Here is a 24,959-nt window from a genome sequence, read left to right on the forward strand (position 1 = left end):
CTGCTCGTCGAGCCCTGGATGAGCGCGGACAGGGGTGGGCCGTGCTGACGCCGCCGCGTACCGTGGTCCGCCGCGACGGCGGGCTCTACGCGCTGGAGCGTGCCCTGCAACGACGCGGATTTCAGCAGGTGGCCGGCGCCGACGAGGCCGGTCGGGGCGCCTGCGCCGGCCCTCTGGTGGCCGCCGCCGCCATCCTGCCACCGGGGCGGCGCGGGGAGATCGACGGACTCGCCGACTCCAAGCTGCTCACCCCGGCCAGCCGGGAACGGGTGTACGCGGAGGTCGTCGCTCGGGCGTCGGCGTACGCGGTGGTGGTGATCCCGGCGGCGGAGGTGGACCTGCGCGGACTGCACGTGTGCAACCTGGCGGCGATGCGTCGTGCGCTGGCGTCGCTGGTCACCCGGCCGGAGTACGTGCTGACCGACGGCTTCGGGGTGGACGGGCTGGACGTGCCCGGGTTGGCGGTCTGGAAGGGTGACCGGGTGGCGGCCTGCGTCGCGGCAGCCAGCGTGCTGGCCAAGGTCACCCGAGATCGGATCATGGTGGAGCTGGACCTGGAGTTCCCCGGGTACGGGTTCGCGGAGCACAAGGGTTACATCACCGCCGAGCACTCGGCTGCGCTGCGGGAACGCGGGCCATGCCCGGAACACCGGTTTTCGTACGTCAATGTCGCGACCGTCTCCGGCCGGCACGGGGCCCCGCCTCGGGCTCGTCGACCGCTGGTCGCCGCGGCCGACGAGGCGATGGAACGCGCTGGGGTGGTAGAGGGTACCGTCGGCGTGGCGTTGGGCGACCGGCCCTGGGCTGCGGCGTCGGTGGGGAATGATGTGGCCATGGAAGGCGGGATGGGATGAGCGCGGAAGATCTCGAAAAGTACGAGACGGAGATGGAGCTGCAGCTCTACCGGGAGTACCGCGACATCGTCCGCCAGTTCTCCTACGTCGTGGAGACCGAGCGTCGGTTCTATCTGGCGAACCAGGTCGACCTGCACGTGCGTAACTCGGACGGTGAGGTCTACTTCGAGGTCGAGATGCATGACGCCTGGGTGTGGGACATGTATCGTCCTGCCCGGTTCGTCAAGAACGTCCGGGTAATGACGTTTAAAGACGTCAATGTGGAAGAGCTGGAGAAGCCGGATATCTCGCTGCCGGCCGACTCAGGGTTCGGCAACTGACCTCCGGACCTCGCTGATCCTCCCGTTTCCCCAGCGGGCCCAGCTCCTGCGGCCCTGACCGCACCCCTGACGTCCCGACCGCACGTCACCCTGATCCCCTGGCCGGCCTTGGTATAGCAGATCGAAGCGCTTCCCGCGCTCTTGCCCACAGTGTTGTGGCTATCCACAGGTGCGCTGGGTGAGGGTGGCCGTCGACCGGCTGTCCGGGCAGGCTGCGGCCATGGAGCCGTCCCCGATCCTCGCCATCCTGCTCAGCGCCGAGCTGGTCACCATGCCCGCCGTGCCCGCACCGCCGTCGGTGGGGTCCAGGTCGCCGTTGGTGGGGCCCGCGTCGCCGGTGGTGGAGTCCATGTCGCCGTTGGTGGGGCCCGCGTCGCCGGTGGTGAGGTCCGCGCTTGGGGTTGGTTCCACGCCGGTTGCGGCGGGCTCCTCGTCGCCCACGGCGGTCCCGGCTTTCCAGTGGCCGTTGCCCGGGGAGCCGCCGGTCGTGCGACGGTTCGATCCGCCGCCGCAGCCCTGGCTGCCCGGCCACCGCGGGGTTGACCTGGCAGCCGCCCCGGGCACGCCAGTGTTGGCGGCGGGCGATGGTGTGGTCACCTTCGCCGGTGCCGTGGCTGGCCGCCCGGTGCTCACCGTGACGCACGCCGCCGGCCTACGGACCACCTATGAGCCGGTGCACTCCGATGTCGAGGTGGGCACACCGGTCCTGGCCGGAGTGGCGATCGGCCGGCTGCAGGCCGGCCACCCGGGCTGTGCTGCTGCGGCGTGCCTGCACTGGGGTCTGCGTCGCGGCGACACCTACCTGGACCCGTTGGCGCTGCTCGGTCGGGGGCCGATGCGGCTGCTGCCACTCGAGGGCGCGCCTCGGTAGTGGGTGTCCCAGCCCTCCGAAGCAGGCCAACATGCATCGATGCCGTGCTGGTCGGTCACGGCGGACGGGAACCTCGGCGGTGCCCCCCGAACGCTTGCCTGATCCGGGCAAACCCGAGAGAAACCCACGATATCGCCAAAAGCTCGGATACTGTGACCTCTGACGGCGCTCGTGGGTAAACCTCGCACAGCTGCCTATCCGGCCCGTTCTCGTGCGGTGTGCACTAACGGTATCGCTTGGTGCCGGCGAACCTTCGAATCCTTCGCGCCGGATGGAGCAAGGTCCGAGCGCGAAATCTCTACACCCAGGAAGTGATGCTGATGTGGAAAATGGTACGTCCGACGAAAAGGCGCGCGTCCACGATCGCTGCCGGGGCGCTTGCCTGTACCGTGGCTGCCGGTGTGGTCGGCAGTATGCCACACGCGCTCGCGGATCCCACGTCGCCGTTAGCGCCGGAGAGCTCCCCGACAGTGCACGATGACGGTTTGGGTGCCCCCGATCGCAGCGGTTTTGTCCCGTCGGTTCCCCCTTCCGTGGAGCCTCAGCATCGGGGTGATCGGCAACGTGAGCCAGTAATTTTCTCTACCGATATGTCGATGGGGCTGACCACGGGTTCCCGTAACGGTATGTCCACCTCGGCCCCGGATATTGACGACTCGTACGCGCTCGCCCTTGCGTTGGCTCACGGGGTTGATGTGCGAGGCGTCGTGGTGACCATGGGAAATTCGATGGCTGGATCGACGGTGGTAACGGCGCAGGCGACGGTTGACGCCCTCGGTGCGGATATACCCGTGGTCCAGGGGGCGGAGGTTTGGTTGCCGGTCGAGGCCCAGCAGACGACCGGTGGCGCGGATCTGACCAGTACCTGCGTCAACGACGGCGTCCGGTTCATGGCTGACCAGCTGCGGGAGACCGGCGGGCTGACGATCCTGGCGATCGGTCCGTTGACTGACGTGGCATGTCTGACGATGAACTTTCCGGAAGAGGCCGCCCTCATCTCCCGGATCGTCGCCCTTGTCGGCAGTAAGCCGACGACAGTGTTCGAGATTTTCGGCACCCCGTTGGTTGACTTCAACTACATCATGGACCCGCGTGCCGAGCAGATCCTCCTGGACGAAACGAACATTCCTTTCACGGCCATCACCTTCGACCTCTCCTCGCTGGCGCCGATCCCGATCCCGGAGTTGGAGCGGCTGGCCACCAGTACGGACCCGCTTGCGCGTTTCTACGGCGAGTCGTCGATGCCGCGCCTGGAGTTGCTGAAGGAGATAGAATTCGGCCCCGCGTACCCGATTTTTGACGCCGCCGCCGTATGGCATCTGATTCGGCCGCAAGACCAGGTATGTCAGCAGGCAGGCTATCGACTGAAGACCGGATCGCCAGCGACAGCGGAGGCCGGGGAAACAGATATCTACGACTGGTTCTCGCCTGAGATCACCGAAACCCGGCAGGTCACCTCGTGCACGGGTTTCACGAGTAGGGAGGCGGCGGGCCGCTACCAGCATGCGATTCTTCAGGCCGTTGGCGGAGATGGGTGGACCGACCGGGATGTCCTTCTGAACGAGGAGGGGCCCCGGCGGACCGAGGACCGGGCAGCGTCGACTACCGGGCCGCTGTGGACCGACGAATGGGCTGCGCCGAACGGCACCGGGCCGCTGTCGACCGAGGACTGGGCAGCGTCGACTACCGGGCCGCTGTGGACCGACGAGTGGGCTGCGCCGAACGGCACTGGGCCACTGTGGACCGAGGACTGGGAGCTCCCGACCGAGGAGGGGCTCCTGCGGACTGAGGAGTGGGCGCTTCCCACCGAGGAGAGCGCCACTTTGAATGAGGGGGGTGTTGTCCCGGAGTAACGGGAACCTGCCAAGCACGGGCTACGTCCCCACGCCGAGTGGGTGCGTAGCCCGTTCGCCTCCGTGGCTATCGCTGTGACCCGCGGGGATGGTCGTGACCGGTGCCCGCTCTGGCGCACCCGCAGGATCTGCAGGCGAACAGCGCGGCGGGACCGCCGGCTCACGCCCGAGGGTGGGCCTGCCGGTATGCGGCCCGCAGCCGCTCGACCGAGACGTGGGTGTAGATCTGGGTACTGGCCAGCGAGGAGTGCCCGAGCAGTTCCTGCACCGCCCGCAGGTCAGCGCCCCCCTCCAACAGGTGGGTGGCCGCCGCGTGCCGTAGCCCGTGCGGGCTGGTCCGGGGTAGGCCCGCCGCGGTCGCGTATCGCCCGACGATCTTCCGCGCGGTGGTCGGGTTGAGCCGGCCGCCCCGCGCCCCGAGCAGCAGCGCAGTCCCTGATCGGGCGCCGACCAGCCGGGGACGGCCGTCGCGTAGCCACGCGTCGCACGCCCGTTGCGCCGGGACTCCGTACGGCACGCTGCGTTCCCGGCCCCCTTTGCCGAGCACCCGGAGCACCCGCCGGCCCGGGTCCACGTCGGCGACGTCCAGCCCGCACGCCTCACTGACCCGGACCCCGGTCGCGTACAGCAGCTCCAGCAGCAGTTGGTCTCGCAGCCGGACCGGGTCGGCGGCACCCGACTGGACGTCATCGGTCGGCTGGTCTTGGGGCGCCGCGTGCGCCGCCTCCAACAGGGCAGCGGCCTGATCAACCGGGAGTACGGCGGGTAGCTCCCGGTGGGCGCGGGGACTGGCCAGGCCGGCGGCGACGTCGGTCGGTAGCCGGCCGTCGCGGTGCGCCCAGGTGCTGAAGGTGCGGGCCGCGGCGGACCTTCGGGCCAGTGTGGACCGAGCGGCTCCCGTCGTGCGGTGTCGGGCCAGCCAGCTGCGGATCTGTGTCAGCGTGAGGCCAGCGGGGGCCTGGGCTCCCGCCCGTACGGCGTGGTCGAGCAGGCTGATGACATCGGCGACGTACGCCCGGACGGTGTGGGCGGAGCGGTTCTGGACCTGGGCCAGCTGGGTCGCGAAGTCGTCCGCCGCCTCGCGTAGCGGCGCAGGGAGCGCCGCATGCCGGGCCCGGGTCGCTTCGCCTCGCTTCACTGCCTGACCTCGCTTCACTGCCGGGCCTCGTGTCAGCTGGTCACCCATCGGTCCGGCGGACCGATGGTGACCAGCTGGTCGGCGTTGCACCCGACCAGCCTACGGGCGCCTTGCCTGCTCCTGCGGTCCCGACGGCTCCTACGGTCCCGACGGCTCCTGCGGCGTCGATGGCTTCTGCGGCGTCAGCGGGGGCGAGAGCGCGTACCCGTCGCCGCGTCGGCTGACCAGGCCCAGCTCCTCAAGGAGGGCCAGCTTGCGCAGCGCTGTCCGTGCCATCACCCCGGACCGGGCTGCGATGTCGTCAACTCCGCGTACGCCTCGCCGGGGCAGCGCCTCCAACACCATCGTGGACTCGTCGTCTAGTTGGTCCCGTACCCGCGCCGGACCACGTACCTGTGGTGCCAGGTCCCCACCGATGCGACCCACCTCCTCGAGCACCTGCGCGGGGGAGGTGACCAGCCGGGCTTCTGGGTACTGCCGGAGCAGCTCATGCGCTCCGACAGACATGGTGGAGGTGACCGGGCCGGGCACCACCATCGCCGGCCGGGCGATCGCCAGGGCCCGGTGCATCGTCTGGGTCGCTCCGCTGCGGGCGGCGGCCTCGACCAGCACACTGCCCCGGGTCGCCGCGGCGATCACCCGGTTGCGGATCAGGAATCGGGGCCGCAGCGGATCCGCCCCCGGTACCCACTCGCTGATCAGCAGCCCGGTGTCGGCGATCCGCTCGAAGAGGGCGGCATTGCCCATCGGGTAAGGCCGGTCCAGGCCGCAGGCGAGCACGGAGACGGTCAGCCCACCGGCGGTCAGCGCTCCCCGGTGCGCGGCGGCGTCGATGCCGAACGCCCCGCCCGAGACGATCGTCCAACCCCGCTCCGCCAGTCCGTACGCCAGCTCGGTGCCCACGTGGATGCCGTAGCCGGTCGCGGCCCGGGCGCCCACCAGCGCGACCGACCGGTCCAGCGTCTCGGCCAGGGAGTGCCCACCCCGCACCCAGAAGCAGAGCGGTGGGGCGGTCTCCCGGTCGACCCGGCGGGTCGAACTCGCCAGGACGAGGCGGTGTAGGTCGTCGACGGGCAGTGGCCACTCGTCGTCGGCTGGTGTTACCAGCCGGGCACCGAGGCGGTCGGCACGCTCCATCGCCTCCGTGGCTACTGCCAGCGGATCTCCGGCCGACAGCCGGGCTGTCACGGTTTGCCGCAGTGCCTCCTCGGGGGCGCCGCCCTCCCGCAGCAGGGCCAGCGCGCCAACCGCGCCATGCTGCTCGACCAAACTGGAGACGGACCGGTTACCCGGTTCGGCAATCCAGGTCAACGCCACCCGCGCGAGGCGGTCGGCATCGAGTGCTGTCACTGCTGGCGGGCCACTGGTGGGGTGCCTCATCCCGGCCTGCTCCGGGCTTCCCGCTGGCCCGAACCCCCCGCCGGCCTCTCCCCGGGTGGTCACAGTGCCTCCCCGGTGCGCAGGCCGATCGCCTCTCGGACGTCCTCGGCGTCGGGGCGCTGCCGACCGTCCAGGTCGGCGATCGTCCACGCCAACCGGAGGACCCGGTCGAAGCCCCGGGCCGAGAGCGATCCTCGGTCGAGCCGGGCACGTAGCTCCCGGATGACCGGGCCGGGCAGGCACCAGGGTGGCCGCCGCAGCACCGGGCCGGGGAGTTCGGCGTTACTCCGCTGGCCGAGGCGGGACCAGCGCTCGCGGGCCGCCGCGCGGGCCGTCGCGACCCGGGCGGCCACCACGCTGGAGGGCTCGCCGCCGGAGCTAACCTGCACCAGCTCGGCGGCGCGTACCGGTCGCACGGTCACCTGGATGTCGACCCGGTCCAGGAGCGGGCCGGAGAGGCGGCCGAGATAGCGGCGTCGGGCGAGCGGGGTGCAGTCGCAGGAGACGTCGCCGGCTGGTTTGGCGCAGGGGCAGGGATTGGCGGCTAGGACAAGCTGCACCTGGGCCGGGTATTCGGCGGTGCCGTGGGAGCGGGCCAACCGGACCCGGCCGTGCTCGAGCGGCTGCCGGAGGGCGTCCAGAGCGCGCCGTTGGAACTCGGGAGCTTCATCTAGCAGCAGTACGCCCCGGTGGGCCAGAGACACCGCGCCGGGGCGGGCGAGGCCGGAGCCACCACCGACCAGCGCCGAGACGGTGGCGGTGTGGTGCGGCGCCTGGAACGGTGGTCGTCGGATCAACTGCCCACCGGAGGGCAGCAGGCCGGCGATCGAGTGCAGCGAGGTCACCTCCATCGCGGCGTCGTCGGGCAGCTCGGGTAGGACCGATGGCAGCCGTTCGGCGAGCATGGTCTTGCCAGCGCCGGGTGGGCCGAGTAAGGCGAGGTGGTGTCCGCCGGCGGCGGCAATCTCCAGGGCCCGCCGGCCCAGGCTCTGGCCGGCGATGTCGGCTAGGTCGAGGGTGGGGGTGGGGTCTGCCGGGGTGGCCGGGGGCGGCTGCGGCAGCGGGGTGCCGTCGGTGAGGAAAGCGGCCAACTGGCGGAGGCTGCGGACAGCGTGGACCTGGATGCTGGGGATCATGCCCGCCTCGGTGGCATTTTCGAGGGGAACGACCACCCGGTGGTGCCCGGCGCGGGCCGCCGCCGCGACCATGGGTAGGGCACCGCGGACGGGGCGGACGGTGCCGTCCAGGCCCAACTCGCCGAGAAGCACCACCCGATCCAGGGGGGCCAGGGGCAGCTCCCCGGCGCTGCCCAGCACCGCTACCGCGATCGCGAGGTCGAGGCTGGAGCCGTGTTTAGGCAGGGTGGCGGGGAGCAGGTTGATGGTGATCCGGCGGTTGGGCCAGGCCCGACCGGAGTTGACCACTGCGGCGCGGACGCGGTCCCGCGCCTCGTGTAGGGCGGTGTCCGGTAGGCCGGTGATCGCCACGGTGGGCAGGCCGGGGGCGAGGTCGGCTTCGACCTGCAGCACATGCCCGGTAACGCCGACCAGGCCGACGCAGCGGACCCGGGCGTAGCTCATCGGTGTGCTCCCATGTCAAAACGCACCCTTCAGGTGCTCGATGCGAGGCGGACCACCGGTGAGGCGGATGGCGAGCACGTCGAAGCGGACCTCGTCGGCCCGGGTGCCGGTCTCGGCGAGCCAACGGGCGGTGAGGAGACGCAACCGGCGGGCCTTGGTGCGGGTTATGGCTGCGGTGGGGGTGCCGAAGGTGTCGGTGCTCCGGGTCTTGACCTCGCAGACGGCGAGGACCGGGCCGTCCCAGGCGATGATGTCGATCTCGCCGTGCTGGCAGCGCCAGTTGCGGGCCACCGGCCGTAGCCCCGCAGTGATCAGGTGTCGGAGTGCGCAGCGTTCCCCGTAGGCACCCACCGACTGGTTGTGTCTGCTCATTCCCGGCACGGTGCCGGGGCTGGCTCCGGGGCGTGGTTCGGCGGTGCGGACCTGTGGACGACGAGCCCACCTGTGGACGAGCGGACGATCAAGCTCTCGCCGTGCTAAGGACATCGCCTTCGGCGGACATCACCTTCGGCGTCGCGATCGTGGCCTCCCACCGGCGTCAGGTGAACTGGCGCACCTCGTTGAGCACGGAGAGTGACGTTCGGATAACCGAGGTTGGTGGGTTGGTGCAGGCCGAGGCCGGACTGCTCGGCGAATGGCGTCCGCGCAGTCGGTCGCATACGGTGCCGACGTGGACGGACGACGGAGTTTCACCGAAGATCAGGAGTCGCGCTGGTACCCCGGTGACCGGGAGCGGGGTTACGGGGAGCCGACATGGCGGGGGGAGAGCCGCTACGGCGAGGAGGATCTCCGGGGCCCCGAGCAGGGGGGTGGGGGACACCGGTACGACGGTTTTGGCGACGGGCGGGGCGGGACCGTTAAACCGGAGGACTCCGGTGCATTCCGGATCAGCGAGGACGATTCCGGGCGTTTCAGCGCCACGGGTGCGTACGGCGATGCTCGATCCGAGACCGAGGGCTACCGGGCGAGCCGCTCCCGGTGGGCCGAGACTGACTCGGAGAGCACCGGTGACTCCACTGGTGACCGGCCGGGGCGGCGCTCACGGGAGGCGCGTGACCAACTCTCGGCCTCCGGTGCGGACGTGTTCGGCGCGGCCGGCCCGGTCGCGGAGCCGGGGCGGTCGGGCGCGCTGGGCGGGTACCCGATCGTGGAGTCGAACCGTCCCACCGAGGAGGCGGTGAACCCGCTGGAGCTGCCGACCGGACCGATGCCGCCGGTCGGGCCACGTGATGATCTGCCGCCGGTCGGGCCACGTGAGGATCTGTCGTCGGCGCCCCCGGCGAGCGACGGTGTGTATCGGACGCGCCGCCCAGCGCTGGCGGTGATCTTCGCCGTCCTGGTGCTGGCCTTCGAGGTGCCGGCGCTGTGGGTGCTGCTGGACGGGTTGACCGGGGGGTTGGCGGCGGCGAACGTGCTGGCCGGGATGTTCCTCGTCGGGGGAGTGCCAATCTTCGCCGTTGGCCTGTACGGGCTGCGTGCCGGTGGGTTGTCGTTGCCGGATGGTCGCGGTTGGCTGCGTCCGCCCACGGCCTACCTCACCGCCGGCCTGGTGCTCTTCGTGGCGGCGGCGCTCGCGGTCGGCTGATCCGCCCGGTTTGGCGGTCAGCCAACCCCGGCCTGGCGGTCAGCCAACCCTGGTCTGGCGGTCAGCCAACCCTGGTCTGGCGGCCGGCCAACTCCGGTCCGGCGGCTGTTGGGGCCCACGACAATCCCGGTGTTGCGGCTCTTGCTCCCGAACGCGGGGTTAGTGGGAGGTGGCGTACACTGGTCGACTGGCGACCGCCTTGCGCGGTCGACCTCGCGCGCCCTCCCCGCGGCTTGCTGTGGGGCGGCGGCTCCCTGGTCCCGACCGCTGGGTCGGGCCCACCACGGCCGACGACCGGGCGCCAGGCCGCCCAGCCGCCGGCCGGGCGGAACAACCAGGGACGCAAGGAGTAACCATGGCCGTCGTGACCATGCGCCAGCTGCTCGAGAGTGGTGTCCACTTCGGGCACCAGACCCGGCGCTGGAACCCGAAGATGAAGCGCTTCATCTTCACCGAGCGCAACGGTATCTACATCATCGACCTGCGCCAGACTCTCGACTACATCGAGAAGGCGTACGAGTTCGTGCGCGGGACGGTCGCCGAGGGGGGCAGCATCCTCTTCGTCGGGACCAAGAAGCAGGCGCAGGAGGCGATCGCCGAGCAGGCGACCCGGGTCGGTCAGCCGTACGTCAACCACCGCTGGCTCGGCGGCATGCTGACCAACTTCCAGACGGTGTACAAGCGGCTCCAGCGGATGAAGGAGCTGGAGGCCCTCGGTGACCTGAGTGGCACCGCAGCCGGCTACACCAAGAAGGAGACGCTGCAGCTCAACCGGGAGAAGGGGAAGCTGTCGCGTACCCTCGGGGGTCTGCGGGACATGCAGAAGCTCCCGGCCGCGATCTGGGTGGTCGACACGAAGAAGGAGCACATCGCCGTTGACGAGGCCCGCAAGCTGGGCATTCCGGTCATTGCGGTGCTCGACACCAACTGTGACCCGGACGAGGTCGACTACCCCATTCCGGGTAACGACGACGCGATCCGCTCGGCGGAGCTGCTGACCAAGGTTGTGGCCGCCGCCGTCGCCGACGGCCTGATCGCCCGTTCGGGCCGCCGTCGGGGCACCGACGAGAAGCCGGAGGCGGGGGTCGCCGCCGACGAGCCGCTGGCCGAGTGGGAGCGCGAGCTGCTCGAGGAGCCGAAGAAGAGCGACGAGCAGCCGGCGAAGGCTGAAGAGCAGCCGGCGAAGAGCGACGAGCAGCCGGCGAAGGCTGAAGAGCAGCCGGCGGCAGCCGCCGCGGAGTGACCGCCCGCCCCGGCCGTATGGCCGGGGCTCCGGGGTACATCGCCATCCAGACCACCCACCCGCAGTCTCACCACTGAAGAGAGAGTCATGTCCAACTTCACCGCCGCGGATGTCAAGAAGCTCCGCGACCTCACCGGCGCCGGCATGATGGACAGCAAGAAGGCGTTGACCGAGGCCGAGGGCGACTTCGACAAGGCTGTCGAGGTTCTGCGCGTCAAGGGCGCCAAGGACGTCGGCAAGCGGGCTGGCCGGACCGCCGCCAACGGCTTGGTCGCACACTCCGGCAAGGCCCTGCTGGAGCTGAACTGCGAGACGGACTTCGTCGCCAAGACCGACAGCTTCGTCGCGCTGGCCCAGCAGCTGGTCGAGCACGGCGAGCGCACCGGTGTCAGTAACGCCGAGGAGCTGCTGGCCAGTGCGATCGACGGCAAGGGCGTCGCCGAGCTGGTCCAGGAGCAGTCCGCCAAGATCGGCGAGAAGCTGGTGCTGAACCGGTTCGCGAAGCTGGACGGCACCGTCGCGGTCTACCTGCACCGTAAGGCGCAGGATCTGCCGCCGGCCGTCGGTGTGCTGGTGCAGTACACCGGCAAGACCGACGAGGCCGGGGACGCCGACGCGCGCGGTGTGGCGATGCAGATCGCCGCGATGCGCCCGCAGTACCTGAGCCGGGACGAGGTGCCGGCGGAGGTCGTCGAGTCCGAGCGGCGCATCGCCGAGCAGACCGCCCGGGAGGAGAACAAGCCCGAGGCGGCGCTGCCGAAGATCGTTGAGGGCCGGGTGAACTCCTTCTTCAAGGACTTCGTCCTGCTGGAGCAGGCGTCGGTCACCGACAACAAGAAGCCGGTGCGGCAGGTGCTGGCCGAGGCCGGCGTTGAGGTCACCCGCTTCGTTCGGTTCGAGGTCGGCCAGGCCTGAGCCGATCCTGAGCGCTTGCCGGCGCTCGGGACGGGAACGTGGACGAGGAGGTCGCCGGTGTACGTGTCAAGCACCGCGGCCTCCTCGTCACATAGGGTCGGTGGCGGCAAATTTGCGGCGTGTGCGGCGTACGCATGGTGAAGGGCGGGGAGGATGACACAGGTTGTGAGTGACCGGAGTCTGCTGGCGGAGGATCCGACGGCGCCGCCTCCTGGCCGGGCGCGGCGAGTGGTGCTGAAGCTCTCCGGCGAGGTGTTCGGCGGGGGCGCGATCGGTGTCGATCCCGATGTGGTTCAGGCCATCGCCCAGCAGATCGCGACCGTGGTTCGGCGCGGTGTGCAGGTCTCGGTGGTGGTCGGTGGAGGCAACTTCTTCCGGGGCGCCGAGCTGCAGAAGCGGGGGATGGACCGGGCCCGGGCCGACTATATGGGCATGCTCGGTACGGTAATGAACTGTCTCGCCCTCCAGGACTTCCTGGAGAAGGAGGGCATCGAGACCCGGGTGCAGAGCGCCATCACGATGGCCCAGGTCGCCGAGTCCTACATTCCGCTGCGCGCCATCCGGCACCTTGAGAAGGGGCGAGTGGTGATCTTCGGGGCCGGTGCTGGCATGCCCTACTTCTCCACCGACACCGTCGCCGCGCAGCGTGCACTGGAGATCCGGGCAGATGTGGTGCTGATGAGCAAGAACGGCGTGGACGGCGTCTACACGGCGGATCCGCGCATCGACTCGACCGCCAGTAAGTTCGACTCGATCACCTTCTCCGAGGTGCTTCGTCGAAATCTGCGGGTCGCGGACGCCGCCGCGTTCAGCCTCTGCATGGAGAACGGCCTGCCGATGTTGGTCTTCGGCGCCCAGGGCGACGACACCATCACTCGGGCCGTGGGTGGCGACAAGATCGGTACCCTGATCACCACCTGAGCGGTTCGACCTCGACGGTCCTCCGACACGACCAGCCACGACGAGCATAGAAGGAGGCGAGGAGAACGGTGATCGACGACACCCTCCTCGAGGCCGAGGAGAAGATGGAGCGTGCCATCGAGCACGCCAAGGAGGAGTTCGGGGCCATCCGTACGGGCCGCGCCAACGCCGCCATGTTCTCCAAGATCATAATCGACTACTACGGCAGCCCGACCCCGTTGCCGCAGATGGCGTCGATCGGGGTACCGGAGCCCCGTATGGTCATCATCAAGCCGTACGACACCTCGCAGACCAACGCCATGGAAAAGGCGATCCGCGACTCCGACCTTGGGGTAAACCCCAACAATGAGGGTAACCAGCTGCGCATTCTGCTCCCGCAGATGACCGAGGAGCGCCGCCGCGAGATGATCAAGGTGGCTCGGCACAAGGGGGAGGAGGCCAAGGTGGCGGTCCGTAACATCCGCCGCAAGGCCAAGGAGGAGCTGGATCGGCTGGTCAAGGCTGGCGAGGTCGGCGAGGACGACGGGCGCCGTGCCGAGAAGGAGCTGGACGATCTGACTCAGCGCTTCGTCGGTACCGTGGACGAGCTGATCAAGCATAAGGAAGCCGAGCTGCTCGAGGTCTGACCTCGCTGTCCGACTGCTGACGCGCGCGGCACCGGCGAACACGCCCTTCGGGGCCGCCGGTGCCGCCTTTCTGTCGCGGCTTGTCGCCGTACCGGCGCACAAAGGCCGCACGCGAAGGCTGTACCGGCGCACAAAGGCCGCACGCAAGGCTTGTCTGGTGGGCGTCCGCCGGCGCTGCCCCGCCAGCGCGTACCGGCCGTCCTGACGGTGCTGGGTCGGGCCGGCGGAGGCGGTTTCGGATGCCGGGGTAGCGGGTGCAGTAGGCTCGGCTCGATTCTCGGGCACCCGGCGGTGAATGGCGGGAATCGACTGGCCGACCCGTCGGTCAACCAGAGGGAACATCATTCGGGTAGGGGACATGGTTGTGGTTGTGTGTCTGGTAGTCGGTTTCGTCTTTCCTCCAGGTGCGTGATGTCCCCCGTTGACCCTCACCGCAGCCCTGAACCGCACGGTTGGGAACGGCCCGCCGAATCGCGTGGCGTTCCGCAGGCGGATTCCGGTGCGGTACCCCGCGACGTCGGTGCAACGGTTCGGCATCGAGAAACCCCTGGTTACGACCATCGCGATCCCAGCCGGAATGGCCGGTCGCCAGCGGAGTCGACGGGTGGGCCTAGCCGAATTCCGAGTAACGGCCACCAAGCCCCCGCCGAAGACCGGGACTACCCGACCGCGCGACAGAACCCGGTCCCGGACGCCCCGGCCGGGTCCGAGCACCCGACCGCCCAACTCCAGCCGGTCCGGGACGACGATCCGGCCACGCAGCCGCGGGGGCGGGGGCGGCGTCGGGCGGGACGGCGTCGTGCCACCGGCGCCGCTGCCCGACCGCGGTCGTCCGGCAAGGCCGGCCGTAACCTGCCGGCGGCCATCGGCGTAGGGGTTGGCCTTGGCGCCCTCGTCCTGGTGCCTCTCTTTCTCTACCCGTTCGCCTTCGTGGTGGTCGTCGCGGGGGCGCTGGCGGTCGGCTGTTGGGAGATGACCCGGGCGTTCGGTCGTGCGGGCCTCCACCCGCCGCTGATCCCGCTGGCCGGGGGCAGTGTGCTGGTGGTGGGGCTGGCCTGGTTCGTCGGGCCCGATGCGTTGACCCTCGGCGTGGCCGTCACGGTGCTCGGTGCCCTGGTGTGGCGACTGGGCGACGGGCTGGCCGGATTCCGCCGGGACGCCCTCGCGGCCACCCTGATCGCTGTCTACGTACCGTTTCTCGGTGGGTTCGCCGCGTTACTGGCGGCGCCGGAGGACGGGGCGCTGCGGGTGTTGGTGACATTGGCCGCGGTGGTGCTCTCCGACACCGGTGGGTACGCGGCCGGAGCCAACTTCGGCCGGCATCCGATGGCTCCGACAATCAGTCCGAAGAAGTCCTGGGAAGGGCTGGCGGGTTCGCTTGGCGCGGCGGCCCTCGGCGGTGCCCTGCTGATCTGGCTGCTCTTCGATGTTGCGCCCTGGTGGGGGGCGCTCTTCGGAGTCGCCGTCTCCGCCGCGGCCGTCCTGGGCGATCTGGCCGAGTCCATGATCAAACGAGACCTCGGGGTGAAGGACATGAGTAACTTGCTGCCGGGGCATGGCGGCCTGATGGACCGGCTCGACTCGGTTCTCTTCGCCCTCCCGACGGCGTATCTGCTGCTTGCGCTCTTCGTTCCGGTGACGGGCTGAGGCGTGGGTTACCCGGTGCCCACCGCCGGGCACGCCCCGCCGCCACCAGCGTTGCCGGTGGGTCCGGGACGAGGCCGGCGGATCCACAGCGGCGCGGTCCGGGCCGGGCGTGACAGACTGGATGGGTCATGACGAACCTGCCCTTGACCCCGGTCAACCCTGACGCCCCCGCCCGCCGCGCGGCGATGCCCCCGCGGCACCTCGCCGACTTCGATCTCGCCGGCCGTCAGGCTCTGGCCGAGGAACTGGGCGAGCCGCGGTTCCGGGCACGGCAGGTCTCGACTCACTATTTCGGCCGTCTGGTCCGCGATCCGGAGCAGATGACTGATCTGCCGTCGGCCACCCGGGAGAAGCTGGCCGGCCAGCTGCTGCCCACGCTGTTGACACCGGTGCGGGAGCTGGCGTGTGACGACGGTGCCACCCACAAGGCGCTCTGGCGGCTGCACGACGGCTCGCTGGTCGAGAGTGTGCTGATGGGCTATCCGGACCGGGTGACGGTCTGTCTCTCCAGCCAGGCGGGGTGCGGGATGGCCTGCCCCTTCTGCGCGACCGGCCAGGCGGGCCTGACCCGCAACCTCTCCACCGCTGAGATCGTCGACCAGGCGGTCTACCTGGCCGGTGTGGCCGCCTCTGGCGCTGTCGCCGGGTCCCCACCGCGACTGTCTCGCGTGGTGTTCATGGGGATGGGGGAGCCGCTGGCCAACTACAACCGGGTGGTGGCGGCGATTCGCCGGCTAGTGGCGCCCGCGCCAGAAGGGTTGGGGCTGTCCCAGCGGCACATCACCGTTTCCACGGTGGGGCTGGTCCCTGCTATCCGTCGACTGGCCAGCGAAGACCTCCCTGTGACCCTTGCGTTGTCGCTGCACGCGCCCGATGATGAGCTGCGCGACGAACTCGTGCCCGTGAACCAGCGCTGGAAGGTGTCCGAGGTGCTGGAGGCGGCCTGGGAGTACGCGGCCCACACGAGACGTCGCGTGTCGATCGAATACGCAATGATCAAGGACGTGAACGACCAGCCGTGGCGAGCCGACCTGCTTGGTCGGTTGCTGGCCGGCCGGTTGGCCCATGTGAACCTGATCCCGCTCAACCCCACTCCGGGTAGCCGCTGGGATGCGAGCCCGAAGCCGGTTGAGCGGGAGTTCGTCCGGCGGTTGCGCGCCGCCGGGGTCTCCACGACAGTGCGGGACACCCGGGGACGTGAGATCGACGGAGCGTGTGGTCAGCTCGCCGCGGCCGAGGGGCAATGAGAGCGTGGGGGCCGGGGAGAGCGACCCGGCGGAGCGAACGAGACCAGGAGACATAGTGGCGAGTCAGGGTCAGCGTTTCCGGCGTAAGTCGCTGCGCCGGGGATACAAGGTTGACGAGGTGGATGCCTTCCTCGACCGGGTCGAGGCCACGCTGGAGGGGCAGCCGGTGGGCGCGCCCGTGGCCGCGCAGGAGGTCCACGACGTCGTCTTCCGGGTCCGATTCAACGGCTATGACGAGTGGCAGGTCGATCTTCACCTCGACCGGGTCGAACGGCAGCTCGCCGACGTGGAGGAACAGGGCGGCCGTCCGGCTCCGGCCGCTGACCTCCACCAGCCCGAGCGGATGGGTCCGCCGGATCGGATGGGTCCGCCGGATCGGATGGGTCCGCCCGAACAGTTCGGTCCGCCGGATCGGATGGGTCCGCCCGAACAGTTCGGTCCGCCGGGGCGGATGGGCCCGCCGGATCGGATGGGTCCGCCCGAACAGTTCGGTCCGCCGGGGCGGATGGGTCCGCCGGATCGGATGGGTCCGCCCGAACAGTTCGGCCCGCCGGGGCGGATGGGTCCACCCGACGAGCGCGGCGTCGCCCCGGAGCAGCAGCCGATGCCGCCCCGGTTCGCGCCGGCGCCGCCCGGTGCTCCGTACAGCCGGCACGACGAAACCACCGGGTCTTTCTCCGGCGGCCACGATGCCCCCCGCGGCGGCTATGAACCGCCACGCGGTCCGGCCGCCCCGCACGGCCCCGGTGGCCCGCATGGTCCCGGTGGTCCGCTCGGTCCCGGTGGCCCGTCGAGGGAGCCAGCTACCGGCGGCTACGGCCCCGGCGAGCCGCGGTTTGACGGGTTCGAGGCCGGTCGACACGGGCGTGCCGACATGACGACCGAGATGCGGATGCCGGAGCGCGGGCGGGAGATGGACGGTCTGCCGGCGCCGCAGCCCGGCTTCGCCGGCTCACCGGAGGTCTCCGGGCCGCCGATGGCGGCTCCGCCCAGGGGGGTTGATCCGTCAAGGGGAGGGCCGCCTGTGGCTGGGCCGCCGGTGGCTGGGCCGCCTATGGCTGGGCCGCCGGGCAGCGACCTCTACCAGGTTGACCAGATTCGCCGTAGTTTCCAGGTTCGCCGCTTCGGCAGCGGGTACGACCCGGACCAGGTCGACCGCTTCTTCGACAGCCTGCTTGGCGGGATGCAGGGGCGGAATCCGATGCCGGTGAACCCGCACGACCTGGGTACGCTCCGCTTCGGCCTGGTACAGGGCGGCTACTTCGAGGAGGAAGTTGACGCCGCCCTGAAGAATGTGCAGGACGTTCTGCTCGGTCGTTGACTCCGGACAACACCGGGTTGACCCGGAACAAGACTGTGGCCCGCTCCCTGATTCCGGGGAGCGGGCCACAGTCTTGTGGCTGACGGTGCGCGCTACGGGCGAAGCCCGTTGCGCCGAAGCACGATGTCGCCGACGACGATGGCCAGCAGCAGAACGGCGAGGCCGATCAGCCAGAGGTCCTCGACCCTGCCCTCGTGGTTACCGCAGATCATTGCCAGCAGCGACAGCGCAACGACCACCGCGCCGATCCGTCCGGACCTGCGGTGCCCGGGCTTGTGTTGGTCCGGAGACGTAACCGGCTCGCTTCCTGCCACTGTCGGTCCTTCCCTCGTGATCTGATCCGCGGTCAAGTCTGGCACGCCTTGTACCGGCCCCGGCGCTGGGTCCGACCATCTCCCGGGCCGGCTCGTTGGGACGCCGGGAGCCCATGCCGGCCGGAACGGAGGGCGTTGTCGCCCATGGACGGCACTACCGGCGTCATGGCGTGATGGTGAGAGTGGCTCCGGTAGGTTCGGACGTGAACCTTGTTATGGCTGCTAAAGGGGGGAACTGCGGTGCGAGTGACCGGTACCGGGCACGCCAGCATGCGGATCGACACTCCCGCGGGGAGCATCCTGTGCGACCCTTGGGTCAACCCGGCGTACTTCGCTTCGTGGTTTCCGTTCCCCGACAACTCCCAACTCGACTGGGCGGCGCTGGGCGACGTTGACTACCTCTACGTCTCGCACCTGCACCGGGACCACTTCGATGCGGCGCACCTGAAGCGGTACGTGTCGAAGCGGGCCACCGTACTGCTGCCCGCCTTCCCGACCTCGGAGATGGAAGACGAACTGCGGGAGCTGGGCTTCACCCAGTTCCTGAAGGCGCCGAACGAGGAGGTCGTCGACCTGGGCGGCGGCCTCAAGGTCATGATCCAGGCGCTGACCAGCCCGACCGACGGTCCGATCGGGGACTCGTCGCTGTGGGTGGAGCACGACGGGGTCCGGCTGCTCAACCAGAACGATGCCCGCCCCACCGACCTCAGCGTCTTCACCGAGCTGGGCCACGTGCACGCGCACATGCTCCAGTTCTCCGGTGCGATCTGGTATCCCATGGTCTACGAGCTGCCGAACGCCGCCAAGACCGCGTTCGGCAAGCAGAAGCGGGACCGGCAGTTCGACCGAACCTGGCGCTACATCGACGACCTGAAGGCCGACCACGTCTTCCCGATCGCCGGCCCGCCGTGCTTCCTCGACGACACGCTGTGGCAGTTCAACGACATCCACGGCGACGAGGGCAACATCTTCCCCGACCAGTCGGTGTTCCTGGACGAGTACGCCAAGGTCGGTGGCACCAACGGGGTGGTGTTGCTGCCGGGCAGCGTCGCCGAGGTCACCGCCGACGGTTGCGAGACCACCCACCCGGTGCCGGTGGCGGAGTTCTTCGCCGACAAGGTCGCCCACCTCGAAGAGATGCGGGAGCGCAAGCGGCCGATCATCGCGGCGGAGAAGGCGTCCTGGCGGCACCCGGAGGTGGACGTCCTGGGGGAGCTGCAGCGCCGCATCGAGCCGTTGCTGAACGAGTCGATCTATCTGGCCGAGGGGGTCGGCGGCCCGGTCCGCTTCGACCTGGTCGATGTTGACGACGCGGGTACGGAGACCGTCGAGTCGATCGTGGTGGACTTCCCCGGCAAGCAGGTCCGCCCGTACGCCGACGAGAAGGTGCGCTACCGGTTCCGCACCGAGCGGGCGCTGGTCGAGCACCTACTGCACATCGGCGAGGTGGACTGGGTCAACTCGCTCTTCCTGTCCTGCCGGTTCTCCGCGGCGCGGATCGGCCAGTACAACGAGTTCGTCTACGCCTTCTTCAAGTGCCTCTCCCAGGAGCGGTTGCAGTACGCCGAGGGCTGGTACGACGAGCACGAGCGCGCGGTCGACGCGGAGGACATCACCCTCGGCGACTGGGTGGTGCAGCGGCGTTGCCCGCACCTCAAGGCGGACCTGAGCCGGTTCGGCGTCGTGGCGGAGGACCAGCTCACCTGCCAGCTACACGGTTGGCGTTTCGACCTGGCCAGTGGGCGGTGCCTGACCAGCGTCGGCCACAAGATCCGCGCCCAGCGCGCCGACGAGCAGACCCCCGCCCCGGTCGTCGAGACGACGACCTGATCACCGCCTCGGTCATCGAGACGACGACCTGATCACCGCTCACACAGCGGCCCGTTCGATGAAGAGCACCGGTCCCACCCAGCTCCGGCTGCGCCCCAGTGAAGTGTTCCGCGGTCGCCGGCCCGGCGGCTCTTCGGCCCGGCGCATTCTCACCGCCCGAGGTCGGTGAGGATGCGCCGGGCGGCGTTGTGCCCGGAGGCACCGATGACACTCCCGGCGGGGTGACAGCCGGCGCTGCCCGCGTACACGCCGTCGACCCCGGTGGCGTACGGCATCCGGTCGGTGAACGAGACCGTGTTGTCCACGTGGTGGATGTGCCCACCGGTGATGCCGAAGTGCGCCTCGATGCCGGGTGGGGCCAGCGGTACGGCGTCGGCGATCAGGGCCCCGGTGCCGGGGGCGTATCGCTCGCAGATCGCGACCAGCCGCGCCACGTACCCGGGTAGCGCCTCGTCCCAGGTGGTGCCCGCCAACTCGTACGGCACCGACTGCACGAAGAGCGCCGACGAGTGGTGCCCGGCGGCGTCGGAGAGCGTCGGGTCGACGGTGGTGTGCAGGTACCACTCGATCGTCGGCTCCGGCGGCAGCCGCCCGGCCCGCACGTCGGCCCACATCGCGCGCAGCCCCGCCAGCGGAGTGTCCGAGGCGGGGTCGGAGCCGGGCAGCAGGTGGATGGTGGACCCGAACGGGCTGGGGGCGTCTTCCGGCAGACAGGAGAAGCGCGGCAACCCGGTCAGCGCCAGGTTGAGCTTGAGCGTGGTGCCGGGGCGGCGGACCGTCGCCATCCGGTCGGTCAGCGACGCCGGCAGCGCGCCGTCGGGGAGCAGCTCCGCCAGCCGGTACGGGTCGCAGGCCCCCAACACCACGGACGCGGCAACGCTCTGCCCGTCGGCGAGCCGGACACCGGAGGCGGCACCCCCGTCGAGGGTGATCGCGTCGACCGGCGTACCGGTGCGGATGGTGGCGCCGGCGGCCCGCGCGGCGTCGGCGAAGGTCCGGGAGACGGTGCCCATGCCCCCCTTGGCGATCATCCAGGTGCCGTCGGAGCCGGGAAGGCGGCACATGTTGTGCACCAGGAAGTTGTGCCCGGTGCCAGGGTCGTCCGGGCCGGCGTTGACCCCGGAGAGGCCGTCGGTCACCGCATACATGCTGATTAGCAGCTCGGAGTGGAAGTCGAAGCGGGCCAGGTAGTCGACGACCGAGCCGCGAACCAGGTCGACGAAGATCTGGCGCAGCGCTGGCCGGACGTACCGTTCGGCGGTCTCCTCGACCGGCAGCGGTTCGGCCAGCCAGGCCGGCGCCAGGTCCGCGCGCAGCGCCGCCAGCTCGGCCTGAAGCGCGGCGTCGGCGGCGACATCGGCGGGGGAGAAGAACTCGGCGAACTGCCGCTGGGTCGCGGCCGGGTCACCGCCGAAGAGCAGGTACGGCGAGCCGGGTCCGCCCGGGGTGGGCAGGAAGTAGTGCGGGTCGCGCCGCAGCACCGGGATGCGGACGTCGAGGCGGGCGAGTAGCTCCGGGGGCATCAGCCCGAGCAGGTACGACCCGGTGGAGTGGCGCAGCCCCGGCACCCGGGGAAACGGCGTCTCGGTGCGGGCCGCGCCGCCGACCACGTCGGCCGCCTCCAGCACCAGCACGTCCAGCCCGGCTCGGGCCAGCAGGATCGCCGACACCAGCCCGTTGTGCCCGGCGCCGACGACGGCGACGTCCACCCGCCGCGGGAGCTTGGTCTGCGGTCGATCCCGTGACGTTGAGGTCGCCTGCCGATCCATGCAGCGAAGATAACTGTCGATCTGCCCCTGGGCTACCCCAGCACCGCGCGTGGTGGGGCGCGGGTTGGGGATGGGGGCGCGGGCCCGGTCAGCTGCCGGGCCCGCGCGAGGCGTTCAGCCGAAGGCCTTGACGCTGTTCCAGTCGTCCCCCAGCACGATCTTCACTGGGTCTTTGGCATCGGTGGTGGACGGATGGTAGATCCGCATCATGCCGTCCTCCCCGAAACGGGCCCACAGGTCCGGGACGCTGTCCCCGTTCACGTCCGGGATACCGATCACCGCGTTGATGTTGGCTTCGGTCCAGTTGGTGCCGTAGAGGACGTCACCATTCTGGGAGTTCGCCGCGAGTTTGATCGAATCCAGATCGACGCTGCCGGCTACTGCGCCCGGCTTCCCGTGGCGGACGTACATGTTGCCGTTGTCCAGGTTGCGCCAGAGCAGATCGGGTGTGCTGTCGAGGTCGATGTCGGCGACGTTGACGATGTCCCGGCGTTCCCAGGCGTTCTCGTTCATCAGGATGGCTTCCTGGAAGCTGGCGCCGGTGTAGCCGCTCAGCGTCCAGAACGCCGTCCCGGCCCGCAGGGCCAGATCGGGCCGCCCATCGCCGGTGATGTCGCCGAGCGCCTTGATCTGGGTCCAGGTTGTGGGGTCGGGTGTGTCTGGCGGAAGTAGGACAGGGAGTCGGTCGTCAACGTTGAAGGTGCCGTACCCGTCGCCGGGGTAGAGCCAGAAGCCGCCGTCTGGGGTTCGGGCGAACAGGTCGGTGGAGCCGTCGCCCGGGTATACGTCGGAGTGTTTGGCGATCAGCGCGGACTCGCCCGTTTCCGGGTCGTACCAGTGGCCGGGCGGGTTGAGCGTTCCTGGTCCGGTGTAGGAGGCGGCCTGCCAGGCGTACAGTTCGCCGTCCACGTCACCCGCGTAGTTCCGGAGGTTGCCGGTGGAGTCGATGAGGAGTAGGTCGGGGATCCCATCGCCACCGGTGTCTCCGGGCCCGTCGGCGGTATCGCGGGGCGGTACGTAGAAGTTGTAGTCCGTCCGGGCGCTCTTGTTTCCGACATCGTCGTAGGCGTAGACGTGCAGGGTGGTGGGGCCGGCGTGCCGGGGTTTCAGATCCGGCACGGTCGCGGTGCCGTCGGTGGCGTCCACGTACGTGGCGTCGATCGCCTCAAAGGCGTAGCTGAATCTTGCTGCATCCGCGGCGGTGAAGGTGATCGGCCCGGTTTCTCCGAACTTGACGGTTGCCCAGGTGGCGCCGTCGGGGGTGGCTTCCAGGAAGACGTCGCTGTTGACGTCGGGCGCCGGTGGCGCGGAGGCGTCGATGATGAGCTGGCAGGGTGTGCTGGGCGGGTTCCAGTCGGAGGGCGCGTTGGAGGTGTCCTCGGCCCGGACGTTCCACAGGTAGATGTCCTCGTCAACCAGGGTGCTGCTGGGGATCGTCAGGCTGGCCTTGCCGTCGCTGGCGGCGGTGACCAGGGTGCCGGTGGGAACGGTGGCGCCACTCTTCCAGAAGCGGAAGCGCAGGCCCTTGAGGTTGCCGTCGGGGTCGGTGGCCTTCGCTGACAGGGTGAGGTCGGTTTTGGCGACCCTGACCCCTGCGGGGGCGCATGCGCCCCCGGGGGAGGTGGTGAGGTTGGTGGGGGTGTTGGGCTTGCGGTTGTACGTGACCGACAGCGTCGCGGACTTCGCCGTGAACTTGCGCCAGGTCAACTTGTCGGACTCACTGGTGGCCCGCATGCCCAGGTTGATGTTCGACCACCCGTTGTCGGCCCCCTGTTGGGCCGCGTTTTTCACGTCGAATTTTACGAAGTCCCCAGCGCAGCCGCTGTAGCCGTGGGCGAACGCCAGCTTCTGCTGCAGGGTCATGTAGCTGGGTTGGGCGTTCCAGGTGGTGCCGGAGGAGATGGCGCCGACGAGCCACAGCTGCATCTCCCGTTTGGTGCAGTTGTACGAGTATTCGTTGTACACCTTGAAGGTCGCCGAGCTGACCGTAGCGCCGCGCAGGGAGCTGCTGAAGCCCATCCGCCAGAACGAGCGGGTCCGGAGCGGAGTGGACTCGTCGTATCCCACGCGCGCGACGGTCGTTCCCTTGTTGAAGTTGGTGCCGTTCCAGGTGTTGGTGTTGGGGTGCTGTGCGTAGACGGTCGCCCAGTCGACCACCCCGCTGTTGAGGGTCGGGTCCAGGAAGACGGGGAAGAGTGTCTCCGGGTTGGTCAGGAGTCCGGTGGCAGCGGCATCCAGGTGCAGGCGGAGCGTGCCGGTGCCGTCGCCGTCCACCTGGGTGGGGAGTTGGGCGCTCTGGGCGCCGGCCTCGTTGCCGGTGAGTCCGCTGAGGTTCAGTACGTCGGCGGGGGTGTCCACCGCGGTGCGGATCTCGGCATCCGGGCTCTCCTGGCCAGCGGAGTCCCAGGCGAACGGGGTGGGGATTGAGCCGACCTCCTGGTCGGTCTGGTCCAGGATCTGGATCCCCCCGGTGACCGCGTCGTGGCGGAAGCGCGCGGTCTGGGACGTCAGCCCGTAGGTCACCGCGCTGGCGGCCTTGATTGTTGCGGCCGCGCGGTTCTTGACGACCAGCAGCTGGCTGAATCCGCCCACGTCGCGGGCGACGATGAGTAGGTCAACGCCGGGTAGGACGTCGGGGTAGAGCGCTCGTGGGCCGTCGAGGACCGGTTCTGGTAGCTGGCCGGGCCAGGTGAAGGCGACGGTGTGGCCGTCCACCTCCGCCTCGGCCAGGATGGTTTCGCTGTCGCCAGCCTGCGTCTGGCCCCCGCCGGAGCCGCCGGAGCCGCCGGAGCTGTCGGAGCTGTCGGGTTTGTCGGCTGCGCTGCTGCCCGCGGAGAAGCGGACGGGGGAGGCGGCGTTGACCGGCCGGATGTTTAGGCCGTCGGGAGTCGCATCGGTACGGGTCAGCGTGGTGTCGATCGGCGACCAGCGGCCGGCGGCGTTCTTTGTTCGCTGTGGCGTGGCGTTGAAGGCGGAGCGGAGTTGCCCGTTGGGCAGTGCCCAGGTCTGTGCGGTGGCGGTGGTGGCGGTCTCGACGAGCACCTCCTCACCGGTGCGGAGTGCTAGTGCCATCGCGGCGGCCTCGTCCTTCAGCGGGACGGCCGCGATGCGGGGGACCCCCTGTGGGGATTCGTCGCTTCCCGGCCACCACGGCAGTAGGGCGGCGATGACGGCGGTCAGGAGGAGACCGAGGGTGAGGGTCAGCCGGGTGCGTGTACGCACGAAGGGGCTGAGTAGGCGAGGCGTGGTCACGGCGATCCACTCCCTTGATGGCCGGGCGGACAGAAAGGCGCGGCAAGCAGCCCCGAAGGGTGGGTCGGGGACAGAACGCGGGCACACGATCGCACGGAAACGAGCGAGTCGGGTGATCCGCGAACTTTATTGACCTGTAACCCAGTGTCGTAGCTCAAAGGCGGGGTCAGGATAAATAACCGTTATGACGGGATTTGTCCATGCTGTATGCGGAGTTTGGTCTAATTCACGCCTCTATGGTGCTATTCGAGCTTTACCAGCTTGGTGTCAGGAGTATCCCGTGGTCAAGATCA

The 24,959-nt window shown here is 69.7% G+C and carries 20 protein-coding genes; 13 read left to right on the forward strand and 7 right to left on the reverse strand.

Annotated elements, in window-relative coordinates; genetic code table 11:
- Positions 1-41: 41 nt before the first annotated feature.
- The 4 genes from SALPAC2_RS0122910 (at position 42) to SALPAC2_RS0122925 (ending at position 3,898) form a co-directional block, all read left to right on the forward strand.
- Positions 42-854 carry a ribonuclease HII gene (locus tag SALPAC2_RS0122910; protein WP_018218956.1) on the forward strand — a complete coding sequence of 271 codons (813 nt, stop codon included), beginning with the start codon at positions 42-44 and terminating at the stop codon, positions 852-854.
- Positions 851-1,174, forward strand: coding sequence for a DUF2469 domain-containing protein (locus SALPAC2_RS0122915; protein WP_018218957.1), 324 nt, complete (start codon positions 851-853; stop codon positions 1,172-1,174). The genes SALPAC2_RS0122910 and SALPAC2_RS0122915 overlap by 4 nt, the downstream gene beginning before the upstream one ends.
- 220 nt (positions 1,175-1,394) lie before the next feature.
- On the forward strand, positions 1,395-2,045 hold the full coding sequence (locus SALPAC2_RS0122920) for a M23 family metallopeptidase (RefSeq protein WP_050563207.1): 651 nt from the start codon (positions 1,395-1,397) through the stop codon (positions 2,043-2,045).
- A gap of 590 nt (positions 2,046-2,635) precedes the next feature.
- Positions 2,636-3,898 (forward strand): nucleoside hydrolase, encoded by a 1,263-nt coding sequence (locus tag SALPAC2_RS0122925; RefSeq protein WP_018218960.1) that lies wholly within the window; start codon positions 2,636-2,638, stop codon positions 3,896-3,898.
- 160 nt (positions 3,899-4,058) lie between these two features.
- On the opposite strand, the gene SALPAC2_RS0122930 is transcribed toward SALPAC2_RS0122925, so the two are convergent.
- The 4 genes from SALPAC2_RS0122930 to SALPAC2_RS0122945 all read right to left on the reverse strand — a co-directional run bounded on the left by SALPAC2_RS0122930 (position 4,059) and on the right by SALPAC2_RS0122945 (position 8,368).
- Complete coding sequence (locus SALPAC2_RS0122930) at positions 4,059-5,036, reverse strand: tyrosine recombinase XerC (protein ID WP_018218961.1); 978 nt, start codon at positions 5,034-5,036, stop codon at positions 4,059-4,061.
- Between the two features lie 138 nt (positions 5,037-5,174).
- Entirely contained in the window at positions 5,175-6,479 is a 1,305-nt protein-coding gene (locus SALPAC2_RS0122935) for a DNA-processing protein DprA (RefSeq protein ID WP_026185047.1), read from the reverse strand.
- Positions 6,476-7,996 carry a YifB family Mg chelatase-like AAA ATPase gene (locus SALPAC2_RS0122940; RefSeq protein WP_018218963.1) on the reverse strand — a complete coding sequence of 507 codons (1,521 nt, stop codon included), beginning with the start codon at positions 7,994-7,996 and terminating at the stop codon, positions 6,476-6,478. Before SALPAC2_RS0122940 ends, SALPAC2_RS0122935 begins: the two co-directional genes overlap by 4 nt.
- Positions 7,997-8,011: 15 nt before the next feature.
- Positions 8,012-8,368, reverse strand: a complete 357-nt coding sequence (locus SALPAC2_RS0122945; RefSeq protein WP_018218964.1) for a YraN family protein — start codon at positions 8,366-8,368, stop codon at positions 8,012-8,014.
- 262 nt (positions 8,369-8,630) lie between these two features.
- Here SALPAC2_RS0122945 and SALPAC2_RS0122950 point away from each other — a divergent pair, with 262 nt between their 5' ends.
- The 8 genes from SALPAC2_RS0122950 to SALPAC2_RS0122985 all read left to right on the forward strand — a co-directional run bounded on the left by SALPAC2_RS0122950 (position 8,631) and on the right by SALPAC2_RS0122985 (position 17,501).
- Positions 8,631-9,581 (forward strand): hypothetical protein, encoded by a 951-nt coding sequence (locus SALPAC2_RS0122950; RefSeq protein WP_018218965.1) that lies wholly within the window; start codon positions 8,631-8,633, stop codon positions 9,579-9,581.
- Positions 9,582-9,936: 355 nt separating this feature from the next.
- On the forward strand, positions 9,937-10,824 hold the full coding sequence (gene rpsB, locus SALPAC2_RS0122955; RefSeq protein ID WP_018218966.1) for a 30S ribosomal protein S2: 888 nt from the start codon (positions 9,937-9,939) through the stop codon (positions 10,822-10,824).
- 87 nt (positions 10,825-10,911) lie between these two features.
- Positions 10,912-11,739 (forward strand): translation elongation factor Ts, encoded by an 828-nt coding sequence (gene tsf, locus SALPAC2_RS0122960; RefSeq protein WP_018218967.1) that lies wholly within the window; start codon positions 10,912-10,914, stop codon positions 11,737-11,739.
- Between the two features lie 153 nt (positions 11,740-11,892).
- Positions 11,893-12,660: a UMP kinase gene (gene pyrH, locus SALPAC2_RS0122965; protein ID WP_033661872.1), complete on the forward strand. Its 768-nt coding sequence runs from the start codon at positions 11,893-11,895 to the stop codon at positions 12,658-12,660.
- Positions 12,661-12,728: 68 nt separating this feature from the next.
- On the forward strand, positions 12,729-13,286 hold the full coding sequence (gene frr / locus SALPAC2_RS0122970; RefSeq protein ID WP_018218969.1) for a ribosome recycling factor: 558 nt from the start codon (positions 12,729-12,731) through the stop codon (positions 13,284-13,286).
- A 411-nt stretch (positions 13,287-13,697) separates the two neighbouring features.
- Positions 13,698-14,933 (forward strand): phosphatidate cytidylyltransferase, encoded by a 1,236-nt coding sequence (locus tag SALPAC2_RS0122975; RefSeq protein ID WP_026185048.1) that lies wholly within the window; start codon positions 13,698-13,700, stop codon positions 14,931-14,933.
- 128 nt (positions 14,934-15,061) lie between these two features.
- The gene (gene rlmN / locus SALPAC2_RS0122980; protein WP_018218971.1) at positions 15,062-16,180 is read left to right on the forward strand and encodes a 23S rRNA (adenine(2503)-C(2))-methyltransferase RlmN; all 1,119 of its coding nucleotides are present in this window, start codon (positions 15,062-15,064) and stop codon (positions 16,178-16,180) included.
- A gap of 55 nt (positions 16,181-16,235) precedes the next feature.
- Positions 16,236-17,501: a DivIVA domain-containing protein gene (locus SALPAC2_RS0122985; protein ID WP_018218972.1), complete on the forward strand. Its 1,266-nt coding sequence runs from the start codon at positions 16,236-16,238 to the stop codon at positions 17,499-17,501.
- A gap of 92 nt (positions 17,502-17,593) precedes the next feature.
- Here the strand turns inward: SALPAC2_RS0122985 and SALPAC2_RS26595 are convergent, their stop codons facing one another.
- Positions 17,594-17,860, reverse strand: a complete 267-nt coding sequence (locus tag SALPAC2_RS26595) for a DUF2631 domain-containing protein (protein ID WP_026185049.1) — start codon at positions 17,858-17,860, stop codon at positions 17,594-17,596.
- Positions 17,861-18,055: 195 nt separating this feature from the next.
- Between SALPAC2_RS26595 and SALPAC2_RS0122995 the strand changes: the two genes are divergently transcribed.
- Complete coding sequence (locus SALPAC2_RS0122995) at positions 18,056-19,645, forward strand: Rieske 2Fe-2S domain-containing protein (RefSeq protein ID WP_018218974.1); 1,590 nt, start codon at positions 18,056-18,058, stop codon at positions 19,643-19,645.
- Between the two features lie 149 nt (positions 19,646-19,794).
- On the opposite strand, the gene SALPAC2_RS0123000 is transcribed toward SALPAC2_RS0122995, so the two are convergent.
- Both SALPAC2_RS0123000 and SALPAC2_RS0123005 read right to left on the reverse strand, forming a co-directional pair.
- Positions 19,795-21,414, reverse strand: a complete 1,620-nt coding sequence (locus SALPAC2_RS0123000; RefSeq protein ID WP_018218975.1) for a phytoene desaturase family protein — start codon at positions 21,412-21,414, stop codon at positions 19,795-19,797.
- 114 nt (positions 21,415-21,528) lie between these two features.
- Positions 21,529-24,666: a DNRLRE domain-containing protein gene (locus SALPAC2_RS0123005; RefSeq protein ID WP_026185050.1), complete on the reverse strand. Its 3,138-nt coding sequence runs from the start codon at positions 24,664-24,666 to the stop codon at positions 21,529-21,531.
- Between the last annotated feature and the right edge of the window lie 293 nt (positions 24,667-24,959).

Source organism: Salinispora vitiensis, assembly GCF_000378825.1.
Lineage (GTDB): Bacteria > Actinomycetota > Actinomycetes > Mycobacteriales > Micromonosporaceae > Micromonospora > Micromonospora vitiensis.